Genomic DNA, 16,062 nt, shown 5'->3' with positions numbered 1-16,062 from the left:
ATGAACGTATCTCGACTGGCCCTGGCCGTGACGCAAGCGCAAATCGACGTCCTCAACCCCTTTGACGGCAGCGTCGTCGGCACCGTCGCGGACGTCTGCGCCTCCCAGGTCCCGCAGTTGCTGGCGACCGGCCGCAGCGGCGCGCGCACCTGCGCCGCGCTTCCCCGTCATCGCCGCGCCAGCATCCTCGAACAGGCGGCATCGAACATCCAGCGCGACGCCCAGGCGTTTGCCCGGCTGATTGTCGACGAGGCCGGCAAGACCCTCAAACAGGCGGAAAAGGAGGTCAAACGCTGTATCAACACCCTCAAGTTGTCCGCCGAAGAAGCCCGGCGCAACGCCGGAGAAGTGGTGCCGTTCGATGCCTATGACGGCGCCGAGTCGCGCCAGGGCTGGTTCTCCCGCGAGCCTCTGGGCCTGATCGTTGCCATCACCCCCTACAACGACCCGCTGAACCTGGTGGCCCACAAGCTCGGCCCGGCCATTGCCGGCGGCAACGCAGTGATTCTCAAACCGTCCGAGCTGACGCCGTTGTCGGCCCTCAAATTGGTCTCGTATCTGGTTTCGGCGGGTTTGCCTGAGTCCGTGGTCACCGTCGCCACCGGCCGCGCCGAACTCGGCAAAGCCCTGGTCGCCGCCCGCGAGGTGCGCATGATCTCCTTCACCGGCGGCTTCGTCACCGGCGAACAAATCGCCCGCACCGCCGGCCTGAAGAAACTCGCCATGGACCTGGGCGGCAACGCACCGGTCATCGTCATGGGCGATTGCGACCTCGACGCGGCCGTTGAAAGTTGCCTGTCCGGCGCCTTCTGGGCTGCCGGCCAGAACTGCATCGGCACCCAACGCCTGCTGATCCAGGCGCCGATCTACGCAGCCTTCCGCGAACGTTTCGTCAGCCAGGCCCAAGCGCTGGTGGTGGGCAATCCCTTGCTGGCCGACACCGACATCGGCCCGATGATCACCCCGCAAGCCGCACAAAATGCCGAGCATGTGGTGAACGAGGCCCTGCAAGAAGGCGCCACCTTACTCTGCGGCCACCGCCGCCAAGGCGCCTGCTACGCCGCCACCGTCCTGGAAAACGTCGACCACGCCAGCCGCCTCTGGCGCAACGAAGTCTTCGCCCCGGTGGTGGTGTTGCAGCCCTTCGACACCTTCGACGAAGCCATCGCCCTGGCTAACGAGCCCGACTACAGCCTCCACGCCGGCATCTTCACCAACGACCTCGCCACCGCCATGAGCGCCGCACGCCGAATCGAAGCCGGAGGCGTGATGATCAACGACTCCTCCGATTTTCGTTTTGATGCGATGCCGTTCGGTGGCTCCAAATACGGCAGCCTGGGGCGGGAAGGGGTGCGGTTTGCCTACGAGGAAATGACCCAACCGAAGGTGGTGTGCCTGAATACGTTGGGTTGAACGATCCGGGAAACAGGAAGCGGGGAGCGCTGTCCGCCTGGCATTCCGCCCCGGATGACAGGCCGCATTGACGGCGCCCCCCGGCGCGGGCGGGCCTGTCAGGCCCGGGCCATCCTTAGTTGATGCTGCGAACGGAGATCGCCGAGGTATTCGGCCTCCAGTCCTTCCAGGGCGGCGCAACGGTCGATCAGGTCGCGGCGACGAACCTTGCCGGTAATTTGCGCCATGACCATCAAGCCTTTGAGCACACCGGCTTCTTTGGCAAACCGCTCGACCCGCTCTATGGTCGCCTCGGGTACACCCGTCATCGACAGGTACCGGGCAAAGCAATGGCGGGAGCCGGCCAGGAGCGTGAACACATCATGCAGCGCGCGAAACTTGGTCGTGTTGCAGGCCAGGGGATTGTCGAGCAGCTGTTCCAGGTGGGCGTAGAACCAGGGTTGCGCCTGGAAGTTATCCAGGAATGCCTGATGCCGCTGTCGGAATGCCGCGTCGACATCGTGTTGTTGAGTCGGCGTCCATTCCAGGCAAAACATTCGCCGACTGCCCTCATTCTGGAAGAACTGATCAAGCACCTCCTGGGGGTATCGGTACTCGCACAGCACGCTGGCGGGGTTATCATCGACGATGTCCCAGCTGCCATCGGCATTGGCCTGGCGCAGCACGACAACGTGCTGCGCATGTGAGCTGCGGTATTCGGGGCAGTGGGCAAAGTAATACACATCCCCCGACAGGAAGGCGCAGCCATAAGCCTGGATCTGCTGGTGGATGACGGGCAGCAGGTCATCCAGGCATTCGGCCTTGCGCTCATGAAAACGTATGCCCAGCAGTGCCAGGTCGTCGGCGGCGAAATAGGGACTTTGCAGCGCGTACTTGGCTTTGTTCTCCACCACCATTTGCTGGAAGATGTCGTCCACCGCAGGCAGCGCGTTATAAAAAAGCCAGTCCACTTCAATGCCCAGGCGCTTCATGAACACAACGGCATGACGCTGGAAGCAGTTGAGGAAACGCCGGTCGTACAGATGTACATCGTAGGGGAACTGTTGTTCTTCCATGACGGGCAATCCTTGGCCTAGGCAGTCAGGTAGTGGTTCAGGAGAAGCCCGGCGACGGACGCCGGGCTGCCCAGGAACTGGGGGCCAGATGGTCGGTTTCGAACTCGATTTGAAAGGCGTCTTCCAGGCGCGTCACCAGGAGCATCAGCTTCATCGAGTCAACACCTGCTTCGAGAAAAGACAACTCAGGGTTGACCTGGACGCTCTGGGGCGCCACTTCCTTCATCAATTGGTAGATCTGTGCGAGTACGGTGTTTCGATCGGTTTCAAGGTCTGTGGAACTCATCGGGTGCCTCCGTCAATCAATCATGAACGCGCCAGCGGAACGGGCTGCGAGGCTCGACGCAACTGAGCCAGCCCCAGCAGCCCAATGGCGGTGACCAGGCCGGTGCCGATCATCAGCCCTGGGCCGGATGCCGGACCGAAGACCGATGCCGAGGTTGCAAAGGTCAATAACAAGGGGCCAGTGGCCTGCATCGAGTACGCACAGAACGTGCTGCGACTGCCCACCAATGCCGCCTGGGCATCGTTGTTCGCGCAGCGCATCAATTGGCTGCGAACGGCGATTCGCAGGTGGTTGGTGACGAATCCGACCAGAAATGCCCCGACCAGCGAAAGCAGCACTTGGGGCGCCAGGACCATCAGCGCGTCGACCACGATCAGACAGGTCGCGAACATCACCAGGCGGTGTTTGCCCAGCGGCATCAGCGCGGCCAGGAAGGCCCCGATACCCGCGACGCCGGAAGCGATGCCGAAACTGGTGGGGCTCCAATGGTTAACTTGCTGATAGACGACGGGCATCATGCTGTTGAATGCGCCGATATGCAGGGCAATCAGCCCAAGGCAGGCCATCCAGCCGTAAGGCATTTCGAAGGTATCGTCAGAGGTTGTCCTGGCCTGCGTGGGTGCAGGGCCTGGAGTCTGGATCGCTGCGCTGCGTTTCATCCTGCCAGCGAGCAAGACCGGGCTGAGGGCCGCGCCCGTCAGTGCCACGGCGATCAGAAAGACCGAATCATCGAGCAGGCCCAACAGTGCTCCTCCGGCCAACGAGCCCGTGAAGCCACCGACCTGGATGGCGGTTTGCATATAGCGCGCGGCATCGTCCGCCGGTAGCCAGCCGGCGACGACCCGGCGGGTATTCTCGATTTCCAGGGAGCTGGCTGTGAGGAAGTCGACCGTACCCACCATCAATGCGATCAGCAGAAATACACCGAGAGCCGCAGCCAGTCCAAACCAGGCAAAGAGTGCCGCAATGACAAAGGCGGCGACACGCAACGCGACCAGCCAGGCGGCGCCGATGTTGGCCGCTCGCCCGCGGCTCACCAGGTCCAGCGCGAACGGTACAGCCACCGAGAGACACAGGACGACACCCAGGGGGACGCTCGAACCGGACAGTTTGAGCGACATCCAGATCACGCCGGTCAGTACAGCCTGGTCACAAGCCGTGGACAGCGCTACGACACCGTAGAACAGCAAGTTTCGCGACGACATGAATGGAACTCCGGTGGGGCCAATCGCGTGACCGGTGAGTGACGAAAGCAGGGACCGTCGAACGATTTCCTCGAGAAAAACCGCAGGCCATCGCCTTCATGATCGGCTGAAAGGCGCTACGAGGACGCCTGAAAATACCCAGGCCCCGACACGCTCCGCAACTTGCGTTAGCAAAACTAAAGGCCATTGCAAAAACCTAACGCAACGCCACGAGCGCGGTTGCCGGTAGTAGGCTCTGACCACCGATGACATCGGACGCAGGAGCGAGCAGCGTGAGAAGTGAAGGACTGCAAACACTGATTTCAAAGTTGAAAGAGAACCCGCGCAACACGGTTGTGTTTCATGGACGTACTGAAATGGAACGTGTCCGGTTTTCTGACTTGCACCAGGCTGTTTCGCTTGTCTCGCAGCAGCTCGGCGAGTTCGGCCTGGAGGCGGGCATGCAGGTCGCAATGGTCGCCGAAAACGGCAAGGCGGCTTTTTTGCTGGATCTCGCCTTGTTGAATATCGGCTGTATCACGCTGCAGGTTCCCGAGAAAACCGCGGGGAGCGCCCTGGCCGACATCGGCCAGCAGAACATAGCCTTTCTACTGGTCAGCATCTTGCACAGTGATGGGGTGGACACCGGTTCGTGGGAACCCATTGGAACACTGCAGGGGATGAGCCTGTTCCGTAACCCGGCCTGTTCGAATGCATTCGCTCCGGTCGCGGGACCCATTATCTTTTCGTCCGGGACGAGCGGCAAAGAGAAGAAAATTCGCGTCAATAACGCGACCGTCCTGCTGAATGCCCGGCAGTTTTTTTCAGCCATCGATGCCCGGCAAGACGACAGTTTCCTGATCTTCCTGCCCCTCTCCAATTATCAGCAGAAGTTGTTGATCTACGGCTGCATCGATACCGGCATCGATATTGTTCTCAGTGACATGCAGAACGTCATGCAGGCCCTGAAGCAAACGTCCCCCAGCCTGTTTCTGGCCCCTCCGCTTTTTTATGACTCGATGTGGCGCCTGGCGGATGGACGCGGCGAGAAACTGCGTGAGCTGTTCGGTACGGGCATGCGGCAGATGTGGAGTGGCATGGCTGCACTGCCCTCGGCCATCCTGGAGGGGTATCGCGCTGGCGGGCTGCCGCTGCTCGAAGCCTATGGCATGACGGAGTACGGCCCTATCGCCGTCAACACCCTCCAGCATAACCGGCCCGGTTCGGTGGGACGGGCGCTGGTTCCAGGCAGCGTGACGCTGGAAAGTGACGGGGAAATTCTACTCAGGTCGAGTCAACGGTTGACCTGCGGTTATGTGGACCAGCCTGTTGATGTCGAGCAAGCGGTGTATCGGGATGAAGTCGCGATCGCCACGGGCGACGTCGGTCGCATCGACGATGAGGGTTTTATTTTCATCGAGGGTCGCAAGAACGACACGATCATCACCTCGGGTGGCCAGAAAGTTCATCCCACTGCCGTCGAACAATCATTCAACAGCCTGCCTTGTGTGCAGTATGCCGTCGCGCTGGGTGCCCGTCGGCCTCACCTGGGGATGTTGCTGGTGGTCGAACAGATCGATTCGAGCGCCCGGCAACTGATTGAAAAAACCATCAGCGATTACAACGTCGGTGCCAGCGTACCGATACGCAACTATTTCCTGTCCACCGAGCCGTTCACCGCCGAGAACGGTTTGCTGACCCGGAACCTGAAGCTGCAGCGCAAGAACATATCGTCCCGATACGAGACTTGCGTATTCAACTGAGTCGTCACGCAAACATTGATCTTCCACACTGAGAAGGCAAGGAGATTTACCTTGGACGCGTTAAAAGAAGACTTCGGACTTAGCGATGAGGAAATTGCTTTTTTCTTCAAGAATGGATACGTAAAGCCGTTCAAGGTCTATGAGCCTGAAGAGATGGAACGGCAATGGCGAACGGTGCGCCTGCAGACACTGGATCGCAGCAATGCGGTTTATTCCGACAATACAATCTCCAACTCAGGCAGTAATAACCTCGCCAACTATGACCGGCATCTGGATATTCCTTTTCTCGGTCAACATGTTTGTAACCCCAAGATCGTACATAAAGTGCGTAGTCTCATGGGCAAAGACTTGCTGTGCTGGCGCACCGAGTTCTTCTCGAAGTATCCGGGAGATGCCGGGACCGACTGGCACCAGGCAAACACCTTCGCTGGGGTGGCGGGGCGCCCTCATATCATCTGGCCTGATGACTCGGGGCGTCGCGGGACGCTGACCGCCTGGACCGCTTTCACCGACACGATGAAAGACACGGCCTGTATGGCGATCGTCCCCGGCACCCACAACATGATGCATTACGACGAAGATAAGCGCCTGATCTTCAATCCGGAAAAAAACAACGACCTCGTCAAGGACGGTGTTCGTCGTGGGTTGTGGGGTTACGACTACCGCGATCTGCAAGTCGATCCGGATTGGAAGCCTGACGAGTCGAAAGCGGTCTACTTCGAGATGAAAGCCGGCGAATGCGTGATTTTCTGGTCGACGGTGCTGCATTCCTCGCTTCCGCACCTGGGCCTGACCGACAAGATGCGCCTGGGCTATTCCGCTCGCTACGTACCACCAGAGGTGCTCATCCACCCCGATACCGACATGCTCCACGAGTTCGGTGGAGAGGTCAGCCTCGAAAACTATGGCGCTGTCGTGGTGTCGGGCGAGAACCGCTATACCCATAACCGCATTCGCGAAAAGAACATGCTGGGCGAGCCGTTCATCCCTGCCTGATCACTCTCGGGCCGGATTGTCTCCGGCCCTGTTCTGTATAAGGACGAATGCGCATGCGCATAATGATTGACGCTTGTTCCTACGCCTTGGGTGAAGTCGAACGTCCTTATCACGATGTGCCTGACTTCAAGAATATGCTTGATCGCTTTGGTTATCCGGATGAACCCTCGGTATTTGGCTGGGGAAGTTACTTCAAGACCGACGGCGATATATTCGACCTGGGCATCAGGTCCGCTCGCCAGACCCTGGCCCAGAGCCGCGTATCTTCGGACGATGTCGATTTCGTCATGTTCTGCTCGACCTGTTTTCCCGGAAACGAGATCGAGTACATCAATTACAACGTTCGACTGTATGAACGTCTGGAACTGAAGAAAGCGTTTCCCATCGGCATCACGCTGAACAACTGCATCAGTTTCATGAGTGCGATCGTAATGGCTGAAAGCATGGTGCGCAGCGGGATCTACAACAACATCCTGATCATCACCGCCGACAAGGTCTACGACGAGTCCATACGCTTCAACAACTTTGCCTTGCTCAGCGATTCGGCGGCCAGTTGCCTGGTGACCCGTTGCGATGGGCCGGGCCTGGAAATAGTGTCCGCGCGTTTCGGTGTCAGCCAGGATCCGATCACCTCCAATCACGGGAAAGACGAGCCTGAGCTTTACGGGCGCATCCTGACTGACGTACTGGAGGCTAGCGCGGTAACCCTGGCCGATATCAGCAAAGTGTTTTGCAACAACATCTTCCGCCCCGTGACGCAGCTCAAGGAAACCCGTCTCGGGTTTTCGCGTCGGCAGCTGTACCTGGATAACGTGGCGCGCTGCGGGCATTGCTTCTCGGCAGATACGTTACTCAACTATGTCGACTATGCCCGACAGAACACGCCGGCCGAGGACCAGAAATTCCTGTTCTCGATCGATGCCCCCAACCTGCGCGCCAACCTGCTTGCTCAATACAAACATCAACCGTGACTCATCCAATATCGCTCTCTGGAGGAATGCCCATGAACATGCCAACCCAGGAACTGCACACTCCGACCGACACCCATACGTTGTCGACGGTCCACGCCATTTGGGCCGAAGTGCTCAAGCATCCGGCGCAAACCGACCAGGCGGACTTCTTCGACGCCGGAGGCAACTCGATGCTGTTGATCGCGATACTGAACCTGGTCCATGAGCGGCTCGACCGCGAGATCAACCCGGCCGCGCTGGTCGACGGTATCACCCCGGCCAGGCTCGCTGAACTGGCCGCCTGAGCATGCCCAGGCCGACGCAGAGACCCACAGGGAAGGATTTTTTATGATCGAGTTCATTGATTCTCGCGGTGTGCCTGTGCGAGTGCAGGACGCCGCCGAAGCAGACGAATTGGAGACTGCCCTGACGGGCATTCTTGGAATGGAGTTCGATCCACTCCCACTCCTGCAGCGGCGCGAAGTGCGTTGCCCGATTTCTCGGTTGATCGAAAGTGTTGTCAGGTTGTCGAGCATGGAAGACCGGCAGATCCAGCAGGCCACGCTGCTGCTGGGCAGTCTCGACCCTGAACAGTTGAACCCCCGTGAGCGAGGGCATCTGGCGGCCTGCAATCACTGGGTCAACCAGGACTATGATCTGGCCCACGCCTGCTGGCGCGAACTGCTGGTCCAGCATCCGCGCGACATCGTGGCCTTGTTCAGCGTGCATATGCTGGAGTTCAACATGGGGTGGACCGAGCGGATGCGCGAAACTGTGGTCGCGATAAGGCCCTTCTGGGGACCCGCGCATCCGCTGTATGGGTACGTGCGGGGCATCGAAGCCTTTGCCCTGGTGGAAAACGGCGACTATGACGCCGCGAGTATCGCGGCCGAGTGCGCGCTGGCGATCAACCCTCGGGACATCTATGCGATCCATGCCGCCTGTCACGTCGGCTACGAGCGTGGGCAGTACGCCCAAACGCTGAAGTGGCTGGACGACACCGAGCGTAATTGGGCTGACAACCTCTGCATGCGCATTCATTTGTGGTGGCATCACGCGCTGTTCAACCTCTACATGCAACGCCCGGATGCGGTCCTGCAGACTTTTCATCAGAAAATCAGGATCAAGAACGACCCAGACGGATATGAGGATCTGGACGCAGTCAGTCTGTTGTGGCGCTTGTCGCTGACGGGGGTGGATGTCTCCGAACTGTGGCAGGAAGTGGCGCAATACTGGATGCCGTCCATCGATCAATCACAGTACTGGTTCAACGATGTGCATTCGATCATGGCGATGGCCAGCTCCAATCACCAAGTGCTGGTGCAGCGCATCTTGCGACGTATCGACGCCACGTATGCCAAGGTCCCGATGATTGCCAACGTGACTCGCACTGTTTGCCGGGGGCTGATTGCCTTCCAGCAAGAGGACTACGACAGTGCCCTGGAATTGTTGAGCAAGATATTGCCGGCGGTGCGGGCCATTGGCGGCAGCAATGCGCAACGTGATCTGCTGGAACTGACCACGATCGAGGCGGCCATACGGGCCCGGCAATTCGATCGTGCAAGACAGCTCATTCAACAGGGACGCAGCCTGCGTCACCCTTCACCCTTTCGTACGTTCTTTGTCGACCGTTTACAGGATGAGGAACCGATCCACCTGCGAGCTTGACCGGACAGGTCCGTGCGTTGCGCTCAAGAGCGCAATGCACTGTCCTCACCGGCCGCGCGGGGTGATTCCGTCGAGCAGACGTTGCATGTTTCCCGAGAGCAGCAGGCGAACATCGGCAGCGCCGATACCCTGATCCGGGTCGACGATGAACGCGCGCAGTCGTTTGTTGATCGCCTCATGATTATTGATGGGCCAGTCCGTGCCAAAGATGATCTTGTGATTGATCTCGCTCTGGAACAGCGTGGTCAGCACGGGGGCGTTGCCGCGGGCATCTATTGCGTGCTGGGCGCCACTCAGGTCCAGGTAGACGTTGGGACGGTACTTGCAGAGCTGGATACATTGGGCCTGATCATTGACCGCCCCGTGGGCGAGGATGAAGGGGATATTCCGGTAGCGACGCGCCGGTTCGTCCACCCACATCGCTTGGGCGGGAGCGAAGGAGAGCGCCGGGGAGGTCGGCCCGATGTGCAGCAATACCGGCAGGCGATAAGCGTCACAGTATTCGTAGAAGGGCGTCAGCGCCGGGTCATCGGCCTGGTATCCACAAGGTGGATAAAGCTTCAGGCCGCTGAAGCCGTACTCCTCGATGCCTCGGATGAACAAGTCGAGCCCATCCTGTCCCCAGCGTGGATCCACGCCGGCAAAGACGTCGAAACGTCCGGCATGGCGCTGGAGAATGGCTCGGTGTTCCTGGAACATCTCGTCGATACTCAGTTCGACGTCCGGCAACGCGAAGGAGAAGTCCGGAAGCAGCAGGACGGAGCGGCTGATGCCCGCCCTGTCCATCGCGGCAATCTGGGCGTCCCCCTGGTGATCGCTCAATTCGCGCTGGAACTGATCGATGATTCTCGATCGGGAAACCGGGAATCCGCTGGCCCGCAGTTTCACTTCGATGTTATCGGCCACCCCCTCCAGGAAACTCAGCGGGGTGAAACGTGTGGAGGCGACGTGGCTATGGCCGTCGATGAGTGTCGGTTCGTCGATATCCCCGGGCACATCACTCATCGCCCACCTGCTGCTTGCGCAGGAAGCGTGCGTAACGCTCCATCATCTGCCTGACGACGCCTTCGCTTTCGCGGTCAACGCCGAAAACGTAGCGGGGGAAATCCAGGTCCTTCTGTACGTCCCAGATCTGATCATGCTGGTCCGGGGAAAAGAGCTGCGCCGGATCACCCACGGCGATCCAGCCGATCGGCACCGTCGTGCCTGCCTCCAGCACGGTCTTGATATGGACCACCCCATTGATGCGGACCTCCGAGCCTTTGCCGAGGCGGGCGCCGTTGAAAACGGACGCACCGGTTGCGACAAACACCTCGTCCTCGATGCGGCAACCGGTCAGATGGCAGTGCGGTCCCACCATCACGTGATTGCCGATATGGCAGTCGTCATGGGCGGTGCTGCGGATCACTGCATTTTCCATGACGATGCAGTTCTCCCCGATCATCAGCGCGCCGCCTTCTGCGACAAGGACCGCGCCGTGCCCAATGACCGTTCCGGCACCGATGGACACATTGCCTTCCAGGACCGCACTCGATGCAATCCGCGCGGTGGGAGCAATTTTCTGTTTGGGTTCGGTTTTGTCAGGCATGTGCACGATTCCTTTCAGTTATTGTTTTTCTCCAGAGACGAAGAATACGCCGATCCCCGCCCAGCCGCCCGGGCTCTCGATGCTTTGCGTGATCACGGCCATCTCGCGTCGGGCCAGTTCGAGTTCGTCTTCTGGAATCACTTCCATCTTGTAGCCAAAGACCAGGTCGCAGAAGGCGCTCGCGCCGATCAGCGAGGTAGACACCAGCAACATACTGCAGCGGATGTCGCCGTAGCCGGTTTCTTCGAGGTAACTCGCCAGCTTGCTGCCGACGTGACGATCGCCTCCGCGAGCGGCTTGAGCCCTGGCCACGCGAGCGAGGAAGGACTGCAGCTCGGGCGGCTGGGGTGACGCGCCGAACCACCGGTCGTCAATGTCGCAGATACACAGTCGCCCGCCGATGGCCAGGCTGCGGTGGATATTGCGCAAGGCGCTCAACGGGTCCGACAAGTGCTGGAAAACCATCCGCGCATAGCTGAAATCGAACTGCCCGGGGTCGGTCAGGCTGTCGTCATAAAGGTTGCATTGGCGTACCTGCGCTTCGTCAATCCCGGCGCTGGACAATTGCTTGCGCGTTTCGCTGATACTGGTTTCGTTGCAATCCAGTGCCGTCAGGCGGCTTGGCTGGGCACGAAGCGCGATCTGGGTGGTGATGATGCCGGGACCGCAGCCGACATCCAGAACCCGTTGTCCCTGGGTCAGGCCGGCTTGCCTCAAGTGATCGAACTCCAGGTCCAGCGCAATACCTGCCTGGGATTTCAGGCGGCGCAGGGAGTCTTCGTTGTCACGAAAGGTTCCCAGCTGATACGACTCGTCAACGATCAAAACCATGAGCATTCCCTTCCATTTTTTTCTGTAGCCAGACTATGTCGACCAGATTGTTTTCCAGCCTTGCGATTCGAGGAATCCGTACACATTCGGCAAAGCCCTGAGACTTGCACCCGCGGGCACTGGCGTGATTCGGCCCCAGGATAATGGCGACCAACGATTCGAAACCTGCCTCCCGGGCCGAGACCTCCAGGGCCTGCAACAATCGAATACCGACCCCGCGTGCGCGCATGTCTCGCCGCACATACACGGCGACTTCCGCCATGGTTTCGTCGTCGGGCCGGGCGGAAAATGGCTTCAGGGCACCCCACGCGACCGTATCGCCATCACTCGATAGATAGACAAGCACGGCAAAGCGCCGATCTTTTCCAAAATAGGTCAGCCTGAACTTTTCAATCGAGTCGTGGGGGACATCGCAGTTGGCGAATACCTTGTCGGCAATGGCCTGATTGTAGGTTTCCACCATGGAGGGCAAATCATCGGGAGTGGCCGGCCGAATCATCTAGTAACTTCCTGTAAAACACGTTCAGCATCGAATTTCCGCGTGCGCCCACTGCGCCGCCCAACAGGAAGGGGCTGTCGGAAAACCATGAAGCATGGTGTTGCATATGGCTATCCACCACGCTGATCAGCGTGTGAACGCCTTGCTCTATTCCCTTTGAAGCGCATGCCGTGGAAAGCACATCGAACACAGTGGAACTGGCGTCTTCGTCTTCACTGTGCAGGACCAGCTTCATGCTGCCGTCGTAACCGGCGCGTTCGTGAAACCGAAAGTACACGGCCCAGCCGGACGGCACTCCGTCCCAGCGCGTACAGCGATAGGCGCCACCCGGCCGACGGGAATTGAATATCTCTGCGACACAATCATCCGGGCTGGAAAAACGTTGGGCGAGGACCCGTTTCCAGGTATCGCTCCCCATGGCGTCGGTCAAACATCTCAATGTGGCATCGGGGGCCATGGGGTGTGCGTGGTAAGCATCCGATACAGTACTTTTCACGATGACGAACCCTCTCGCTCACCCTGTCTTGATGTCACTTGAGTCTACGCCCAAGCATGCCGGGCAAACGGCACGTTAGATTTTTTAAAGCGACGGCAGTAACGCTTAACGAGCCTTGACGGCGTTGCGGATCGCTCAACAGGGCGTGGGTTGAAGGGACTTGCTGGCGGTATCGATGATGCGTCTTCCCACCAGATCCTTGACCACTGAATGGTTCATCCAGCCATGCCAATACAGGGGTTCCCTGTAGCAGTTTTGCGGCATCAGATCGACCAACTGCCCCTCTTCGAGCAGCGGCGCGGCGACATCCGCAGGCATCAGCGTGTAACCAAGCCCCGCCAGGACCGCATCCTGGACCATCGGCAATGAAGGCAAGTAATGACAGGGGAAGCGCTCGATCGAAACACCCAGCAGTTCGCGGAGGAAGGCTGCATGGCGCGTGTCATTACGCCCGCGGGTGATCGCCGGCGCATCGAGCAGCGAATGTGTGCCCAGGCCCCGGGCCAGATAGCGGTGCATATAGTCAGGTGTACTGACGCATTTGTATTCCATGACCCCCAGCGGATGGACTTCAAACCCATCGAGGGGCTCGGCAACCACCGAAACGCAACCCTGGACATCCCCGCGTTTGAGAATGTTCAGACTGGAGCAACGATCATCGGAAATGATTTCCACACAGACCTGTTCGGCCCGCATCAACTCGATCAGTAGCGGGGCGAACCAGGTGTTGAGCGAGTCGGGATGTACACCAATGGCAATCTTTGAATTTGTATTGCCCTTGCGCGAAAGCAGCCTCAGGACATCATGTTCCAGCGAACGCAATGCCGAGACATGTTGTAGTAGGGCCTGGCCGGCTGAGGTGGGATGGATCGGTCTTTCGCGAATGACCAGGATGGTTGAAAGCGAGTTTTCCAGCGACTTTATTCGTTGCGAAATGGCACCGCTGGTGATGTTGAGCGCCGAGGCTGCGCGTTCAAAACTCTTATGCTCAATGACACAGGCAAATGCTTCCAACTGTTGGCGATCCAGCATGTCAACCTCCCTGTAAGCCACTGCGTTATCAGGCTGATAACGCAAGGTTATGAACATCCGTGTGCTCGTGGCTCAATGGCCACCCCACATACATTTTCATTGGCAGCAATCCGAAAAATCGGATCGTTTGAATAAGGAAGACTGTCATGGGGAACGCTGCCCCAGTTGTTCAAATCACGAGCCCGTCCAAGGGTGTGGCGCGTCGCGTTCGAATTTCCTGTTCGATACGAATCGCGTGGCTTGCACCCGGGCTGAAGCCATAATTTCGAATGGCTATATTCTTATGCGAACACAAAATAGCCCCATTACGCCCTTTGAGACAAGTCCTGGATCCAATCCATTTGCCGGATGGAATCATGGCTTTTTAGTGCTATCTGGTCTCGTCAGAAGGCACCGTCGTGCTTGAACCCAAAGGCCAGATAATCGCTTGAGCGACAATGGTTCGCTCGCCATTGAAAGTGACGGCCGGACTGCCGTGTAGCGCATAACCCATTTTCAGGGCATCGCTGACGCGATGACAAAATGCAGCATCGTCGGGGCCTGTCAGCACCCTGTAGATGGGAAGCCCGTCGGGCGGTAGGTTCATGCTTCTTCTCCTTCAGTACACCGGCAGCGACATGTTGGCCGTCGTTCGACGCCGCCGTGGAGTGGCGTTCTGCATACCGTGAGGCAGTCTACTCGCCGTGGATCGGGGCCAACAACGGTCATGCCGCGTTGATGTCCCTGACAACCCCCTCAATCGACACTCTCGCAGCGTTGTCTGCAACTGCGCCAGAATCCGCCGGGCTTGTGCGCCTTGGGTTGGGTCGGTAGTTTGAGGCCTGCCACTGCCCACCAGTGACACCAGAAAACACCCAAGGAACGCCCAACATGCTGCAAATGGATTGGCTCAGTCACAACATGGACAAATGCGACCTGATGGCCGAATGGCTTTATCAGGAGTTCAGCTACGAATTCGCACAACAATCCCTCGCCAGTTGGCAGCACGAATTCTCGGCCGGGCAACACGATGGTCGCTGGAAATGCCTGATCGCCACGGAGCAAGGCCAACTGCTGGGCGGCGTCTCACTGGCCGACAACGACCTGCCCGACCGGCCAGAACTGGGGCCATGGTTGGCATGCGTCTACATCGCACCAGAAGCCCGACGCAGAGGGCTCGCCGCGCAGTTGATCGAAGGCATTTGTACTTATGCGAGAGAGGCTGGATTTTCCACCTTGTACCTGCACACCCACAGCCAGAGTCATTACTACGCCAAGCTGGGCTGGGAAGTGTTGGAGCGCTTCGAGGCCTGGGGGAAAGAACAATGCCTGATGGCTCGGCGTTTATAAGCAGCGGCCCAACAAAGACAGCACCTGACGATGGATGACACGCTACGTCGCTGCAACATGATCACCTGGCCCACCCCCAATCCCCTGTGGGAGCGAGCCTGCTCGCGATAACTGTGTATCAGCCACCTTCCGGCCCGCTGTTTATCGTGACTCCACGAGACTAGCCACGACCGACATCGCCTTGCGCCATTGCCTACAACTACGCCAGAATCCGCCGACTTGTGTGCCTTGGGCCGCGTCGGTAGTTTGAAGCCTGTCACTGCTCATCAGTGATCGGGTTTCGCAGCCCGGACTCTATAGGCGCACAACGTCACCTTCGAAAGCAGATAGCCTATGTCTGTGATTTCGTCAGAGGTGGCTGTGCGTGGGAGACCTTTGGTCTGCCGGTCCCTAGAGTCCCGGTCTGCGAACCCGCGTACAGCTGCCACCCTAACTTCGTTTCGCAGCGGATGGTGGTAGCTCCAACAGACTCTAGGAGCTTTGCCATGGTCAAAATTACACCGAACCCTCCACCCACGGACGAACATGAGTCTCGCGTTCAGTCTGCTCGTAACAAGAAGCTTGATGACGCTGCCAATCGGGCTTTGGATTTTTATCTGAAGCCTGCGCTGAAGAAGGAGCCGTCCGACAAAACCAACACCATCTTCCGTATCGCACCTGATGTTGATTCGGAATGTCTGCTTGCCAATCTCAGTGAAAACCTGGCTTCGGCGAATGCCATGATCAGTGATCTGGCGTTTGATCTGGATGGGTCAAGACGACATGTGGCGTTGGGAATTTTGCAGGTGATTGAGTTGAGTGAGCTGCTGGCGAATCGGGCTTTGGATATTGTTGAGGTGAGGTAGGGCAGGGCGTTCGCTGCCTCCTGGCGTAAAAAAGGTCTTGCTGAGCAAGACCTTTTTCGTATCCGAGAATCCCTAAATGATACCGGGCGCATTTGTGTCTGAGCTGGGCTTTGAGGGACTGGAGTAG

General features: G+C 58.7%; 18 protein-coding genes. 8 read left to right on the top strand and 10 right to left on the bottom strand.

Annotated elements, in window-relative coordinates; genetic code table 11:
• The gene (locus PCOSP_RS25710; RefSeq protein ID WP_464709780.1) at positions 1-1,413 is read left to right on the top strand and encodes an aldehyde dehydrogenase family protein; all 1,413 of its coding nucleotides are present in this window, start codon (positions 1-3) and stop codon (positions 1,411-1,413) included.
• A 98-nt stretch (positions 1,414-1,511) separates the two neighbouring features.
• On the opposite strand, the gene PCOSP_RS25705 is transcribed toward PCOSP_RS25710, so the two are convergent.
• The 3 genes from PCOSP_RS25705 to PCOSP_RS25695 are packed head-to-tail and all read right to left on the bottom strand — an operon-like array spanning position 1,512 to position 3,959.
• Positions 1,512-2,468, bottom strand: coding sequence for a hypothetical protein (locus PCOSP_RS25705; protein ID WP_175363196.1), 957 nt, complete (start codon positions 2,466-2,468; stop codon positions 1,512-1,514).
• Positions 2,469-2,505: 37 nt separating this feature from the next.
• Positions 2,506-2,754: an acyl carrier protein gene (locus PCOSP_RS25700; protein WP_464709778.1), complete on the bottom strand. Its 249-nt coding sequence runs from the start codon at positions 2,752-2,754 to the stop codon at positions 2,506-2,508.
• A 20-nt stretch (positions 2,755-2,774) separates the two neighbouring features.
• Entirely contained in the window at positions 2,775-3,959 is a 1,185-nt protein-coding gene (locus tag PCOSP_RS25695; RefSeq protein WP_139649148.1) for a hypothetical protein, read from the bottom strand.
• 245 nt (positions 3,960-4,204) lie between these two features.
• On the opposite strand from PCOSP_RS25695, the gene PCOSP_RS25690 reads away from it, so the two are divergent.
• From PCOSP_RS25690 to PCOSP_RS25670, 5 genes are read left to right on the top strand one after another with little or no spacing between them, the layout of a single operon-like run.
• Positions 4,205-5,701, top strand: coding sequence for an AMP-binding protein (locus PCOSP_RS25690; RefSeq protein WP_464709777.1), 1,497 nt, complete (start codon positions 4,205-4,207; stop codon positions 5,699-5,701).
• A gap of 51 nt (positions 5,702-5,752) precedes the next feature.
• Positions 5,753-6,697 (top strand): chlorinating enzyme, encoded by a 945-nt coding sequence (locus tag PCOSP_RS25685; RefSeq protein WP_041022323.1) that lies wholly within the window; start codon positions 5,753-5,755, stop codon positions 6,695-6,697.
• A 53-nt stretch (positions 6,698-6,750) separates the two neighbouring features.
• Positions 6,751-7,668, top strand: a complete 918-nt coding sequence (locus tag PCOSP_RS25680; protein WP_175386566.1) for a hypothetical protein — start codon at positions 6,751-6,753, stop codon at positions 7,666-7,668.
• A gap of 32 nt (positions 7,669-7,700) precedes the next feature.
• Entirely contained in the window at positions 7,701-7,952 is a 252-nt protein-coding gene (locus tag PCOSP_RS25675; RefSeq protein WP_041022321.1) for an acyl carrier protein, read from the top strand.
• A gap of 43 nt (positions 7,953-7,995) precedes the next feature.
• Positions 7,996-9,315, top strand: a complete 1,320-nt coding sequence (locus PCOSP_RS25670) for a tetratricopeptide repeat protein (RefSeq protein ID WP_139649154.1) — start codon at positions 7,996-7,998, stop codon at positions 9,313-9,315.
• Positions 9,316-9,360: 45 nt separating this feature from the next.
• Here the strand turns inward: PCOSP_RS25670 and PCOSP_RS25665 are convergent, their stop codons facing one another.
• The 7 genes from PCOSP_RS25665 to PCOSP_RS25635 all read right to left on the bottom strand — a co-directional run bounded on the left by PCOSP_RS25665 (position 9,361) and on the right by PCOSP_RS25635 (position 14,347).
• The gene (locus PCOSP_RS25665; RefSeq protein WP_052435114.1) at positions 9,361-10,320 is read right to left on the bottom strand and encodes an amidohydrolase family protein; all 960 of its coding nucleotides are present in this window, start codon (positions 10,318-10,320) and stop codon (positions 9,361-9,363) included.
• Positions 10,313-10,903: a gamma carbonic anhydrase family protein gene (locus PCOSP_RS25660; RefSeq protein ID WP_139649155.1), complete on the bottom strand. Its 591-nt coding sequence runs from the start codon at positions 10,901-10,903 to the stop codon at positions 10,313-10,315. The genes PCOSP_RS25665 and PCOSP_RS25660 overlap by 8 nt, the downstream gene beginning before the upstream one ends.
• Before the next feature lie 18 nt (positions 10,904-10,921).
• The gene (locus PCOSP_RS25655) at positions 10,922-11,734 is read right to left on the bottom strand and encodes a class I SAM-dependent methyltransferase (protein ID WP_464709775.1); all 813 of its coding nucleotides are present in this window, start codon (positions 11,732-11,734) and stop codon (positions 10,922-10,924) included.
• The gene (locus PCOSP_RS25650) at positions 11,718-12,233 is read right to left on the bottom strand and encodes a GNAT family N-acetyltransferase (RefSeq protein WP_024780084.1); all 516 of its coding nucleotides are present in this window, start codon (positions 12,231-12,233) and stop codon (positions 11,718-11,720) included. Before PCOSP_RS25650 ends, PCOSP_RS25655 begins: the two co-directional genes overlap by 17 nt.
• A complete protein-coding gene (locus PCOSP_RS25645) occupies positions 12,208-12,690 on the bottom strand; it encodes a hypothetical protein (RefSeq protein ID WP_464709774.1) in 483 nt (160 codons plus the stop codon). Before PCOSP_RS25645 ends, PCOSP_RS25650 begins: the two co-directional genes overlap by 26 nt.
• A 174-nt stretch (positions 12,691-12,864) precedes the next feature.
• Positions 12,865-13,761 (bottom strand): HTH-type transcriptional regulator ArgP, encoded by an 897-nt coding sequence (gene argP, locus PCOSP_RS25640; RefSeq protein WP_041022317.1) that lies wholly within the window; start codon positions 13,759-13,761, stop codon positions 12,865-12,867.
• 370 nt (positions 13,762-14,131) lie between these two features.
• Positions 14,132-14,347 carry a DUF1737 domain-containing protein gene (locus PCOSP_RS25635; RefSeq protein ID WP_464709773.1) on the bottom strand — a complete coding sequence of 72 codons (216 nt, stop codon included), beginning with the start codon at positions 14,345-14,347 and terminating at the stop codon, positions 14,132-14,134.
• 284 nt (positions 14,348-14,631) lie between these two features.
• Here PCOSP_RS25635 and PCOSP_RS25630 point away from each other — a divergent pair, with 284 nt between their 5' ends.
• Positions 14,632-15,090: a GNAT family N-acetyltransferase gene (locus tag PCOSP_RS25630; protein ID WP_464709772.1), complete on the top strand. Its 459-nt coding sequence runs from the start codon at positions 14,632-14,634 to the stop codon at positions 15,088-15,090.
• Positions 15,091-15,575: 485 nt separating this feature from the next.
• Entirely contained in the window at positions 15,576-15,935 is a 360-nt protein-coding gene (locus PCOSP_RS25625) for a DUF6124 family protein (RefSeq protein WP_464709771.1), read from the top strand.
• Positions 15,936-16,062 lie beyond the last annotated feature (127 nt).

This window comes from Pseudomonas sp. MAFF 730105 (genome assembly GCF_055380705.1).
This window is presented reverse-complemented; position numbering and strand designations above follow the sequence as displayed.

Excerpts from the sequence above, each read along its gene's own strand:
- PCOSP_RS25710 (WP_464709780.1), top strand. The coding sequence starts at position 1 with ATGAACGTATCTCGACTGGCCCTGGCCGTGACGCAAGCGCAAATCGAC.
- PCOSP_RS25705 (WP_175363196.1), bottom strand. The coding sequence starts at position 2,468 with ATGGAAGAACAACAGTTCCCCTACGATGTACATCTGTACGACCGGCGT.
- PCOSP_RS25700 (WP_464709778.1), bottom strand. The coding sequence starts at position 2,754 with ATGAGTTCCACAGACCTTGAAACCGATCGAAACACCGTACTCGCACAG.
- PCOSP_RS25695 (WP_139649148.1), bottom strand. The coding sequence starts at position 3,959 with ATGTCGTCGCGAAACTTGCTGTTCTACGGTGTCGTAGCGCTGTCCACG.
- PCOSP_RS25690 (WP_464709777.1), top strand. The coding sequence starts at position 4,205 with ATGACATCGGACGCAGGAGCGAGCAGCGTGAGAAGTGAAGGACTGCAA.
- PCOSP_RS25680 (WP_175386566.1), top strand. The coding sequence starts at position 6,751 with ATGCGCATAATGATTGACGCTTGTTCCTACGCCTTGGGTGAAGTCGAA.
- PCOSP_RS25675 (WP_041022321.1), top strand. The coding sequence starts at position 7,701 with ATGAACATGCCAACCCAGGAACTGCACACTCCGACCGACACCCATACG.
- PCOSP_RS25670 (WP_139649154.1), top strand. The coding sequence starts at position 7,996 with ATGATCGAGTTCATTGATTCTCGCGGTGTGCCTGTGCGAGTGCAGGAC.
- PCOSP_RS25665 (WP_052435114.1), bottom strand. The coding sequence starts at position 10,320 with ATGAGTGATGTGCCCGGGGATATCGACGAACCGACACTCATCGACGGC.
- PCOSP_RS25660 (WP_139649155.1), bottom strand. The coding sequence starts at position 10,903 with ATGCCTGACAAAACCGAACCCAAACAGAAAATTGCTCCCACCGCGCGG.
- PCOSP_RS25655 (WP_464709775.1), bottom strand. The coding sequence starts at position 11,734 with ATGGTTTTGATCGTTGACGAGTCGTATCAGCTGGGAACCTTTCGTGAC.
- PCOSP_RS25650 (WP_024780084.1), bottom strand. The coding sequence starts at position 12,233 with ATGATTCGGCCGGCCACTCCCGATGATTTGCCCTCCATGGTGGAAACC.
- PCOSP_RS25645 (WP_464709774.1), bottom strand. The coding sequence starts at position 12,690 with ATGGCCCCCGATGCCACATTGAGATGTTTGACCGACGCCATGGGGAGC.
- argP (WP_041022317.1), bottom strand. The coding sequence starts at position 13,761 with ATGCTGGATCGCCAACAGTTGGAAGCATTTGCCTGTGTCATTGAGCAT.
- PCOSP_RS25635 (WP_464709773.1), bottom strand. The coding sequence starts at position 14,347 with ATGAACCTACCGCCCGACGGGCTTCCCATCTACAGGGTGCTGACAGGC.
- PCOSP_RS25630 (WP_464709772.1), top strand. The coding sequence starts at position 14,632 with ATGCTGCAAATGGATTGGCTCAGTCACAACATGGACAAATGCGACCTG.
- PCOSP_RS25625 (WP_464709771.1), top strand. The coding sequence starts at position 15,576 with ATGGTCAAAATTACACCGAACCCTCCACCCACGGACGAACATGAGTCT.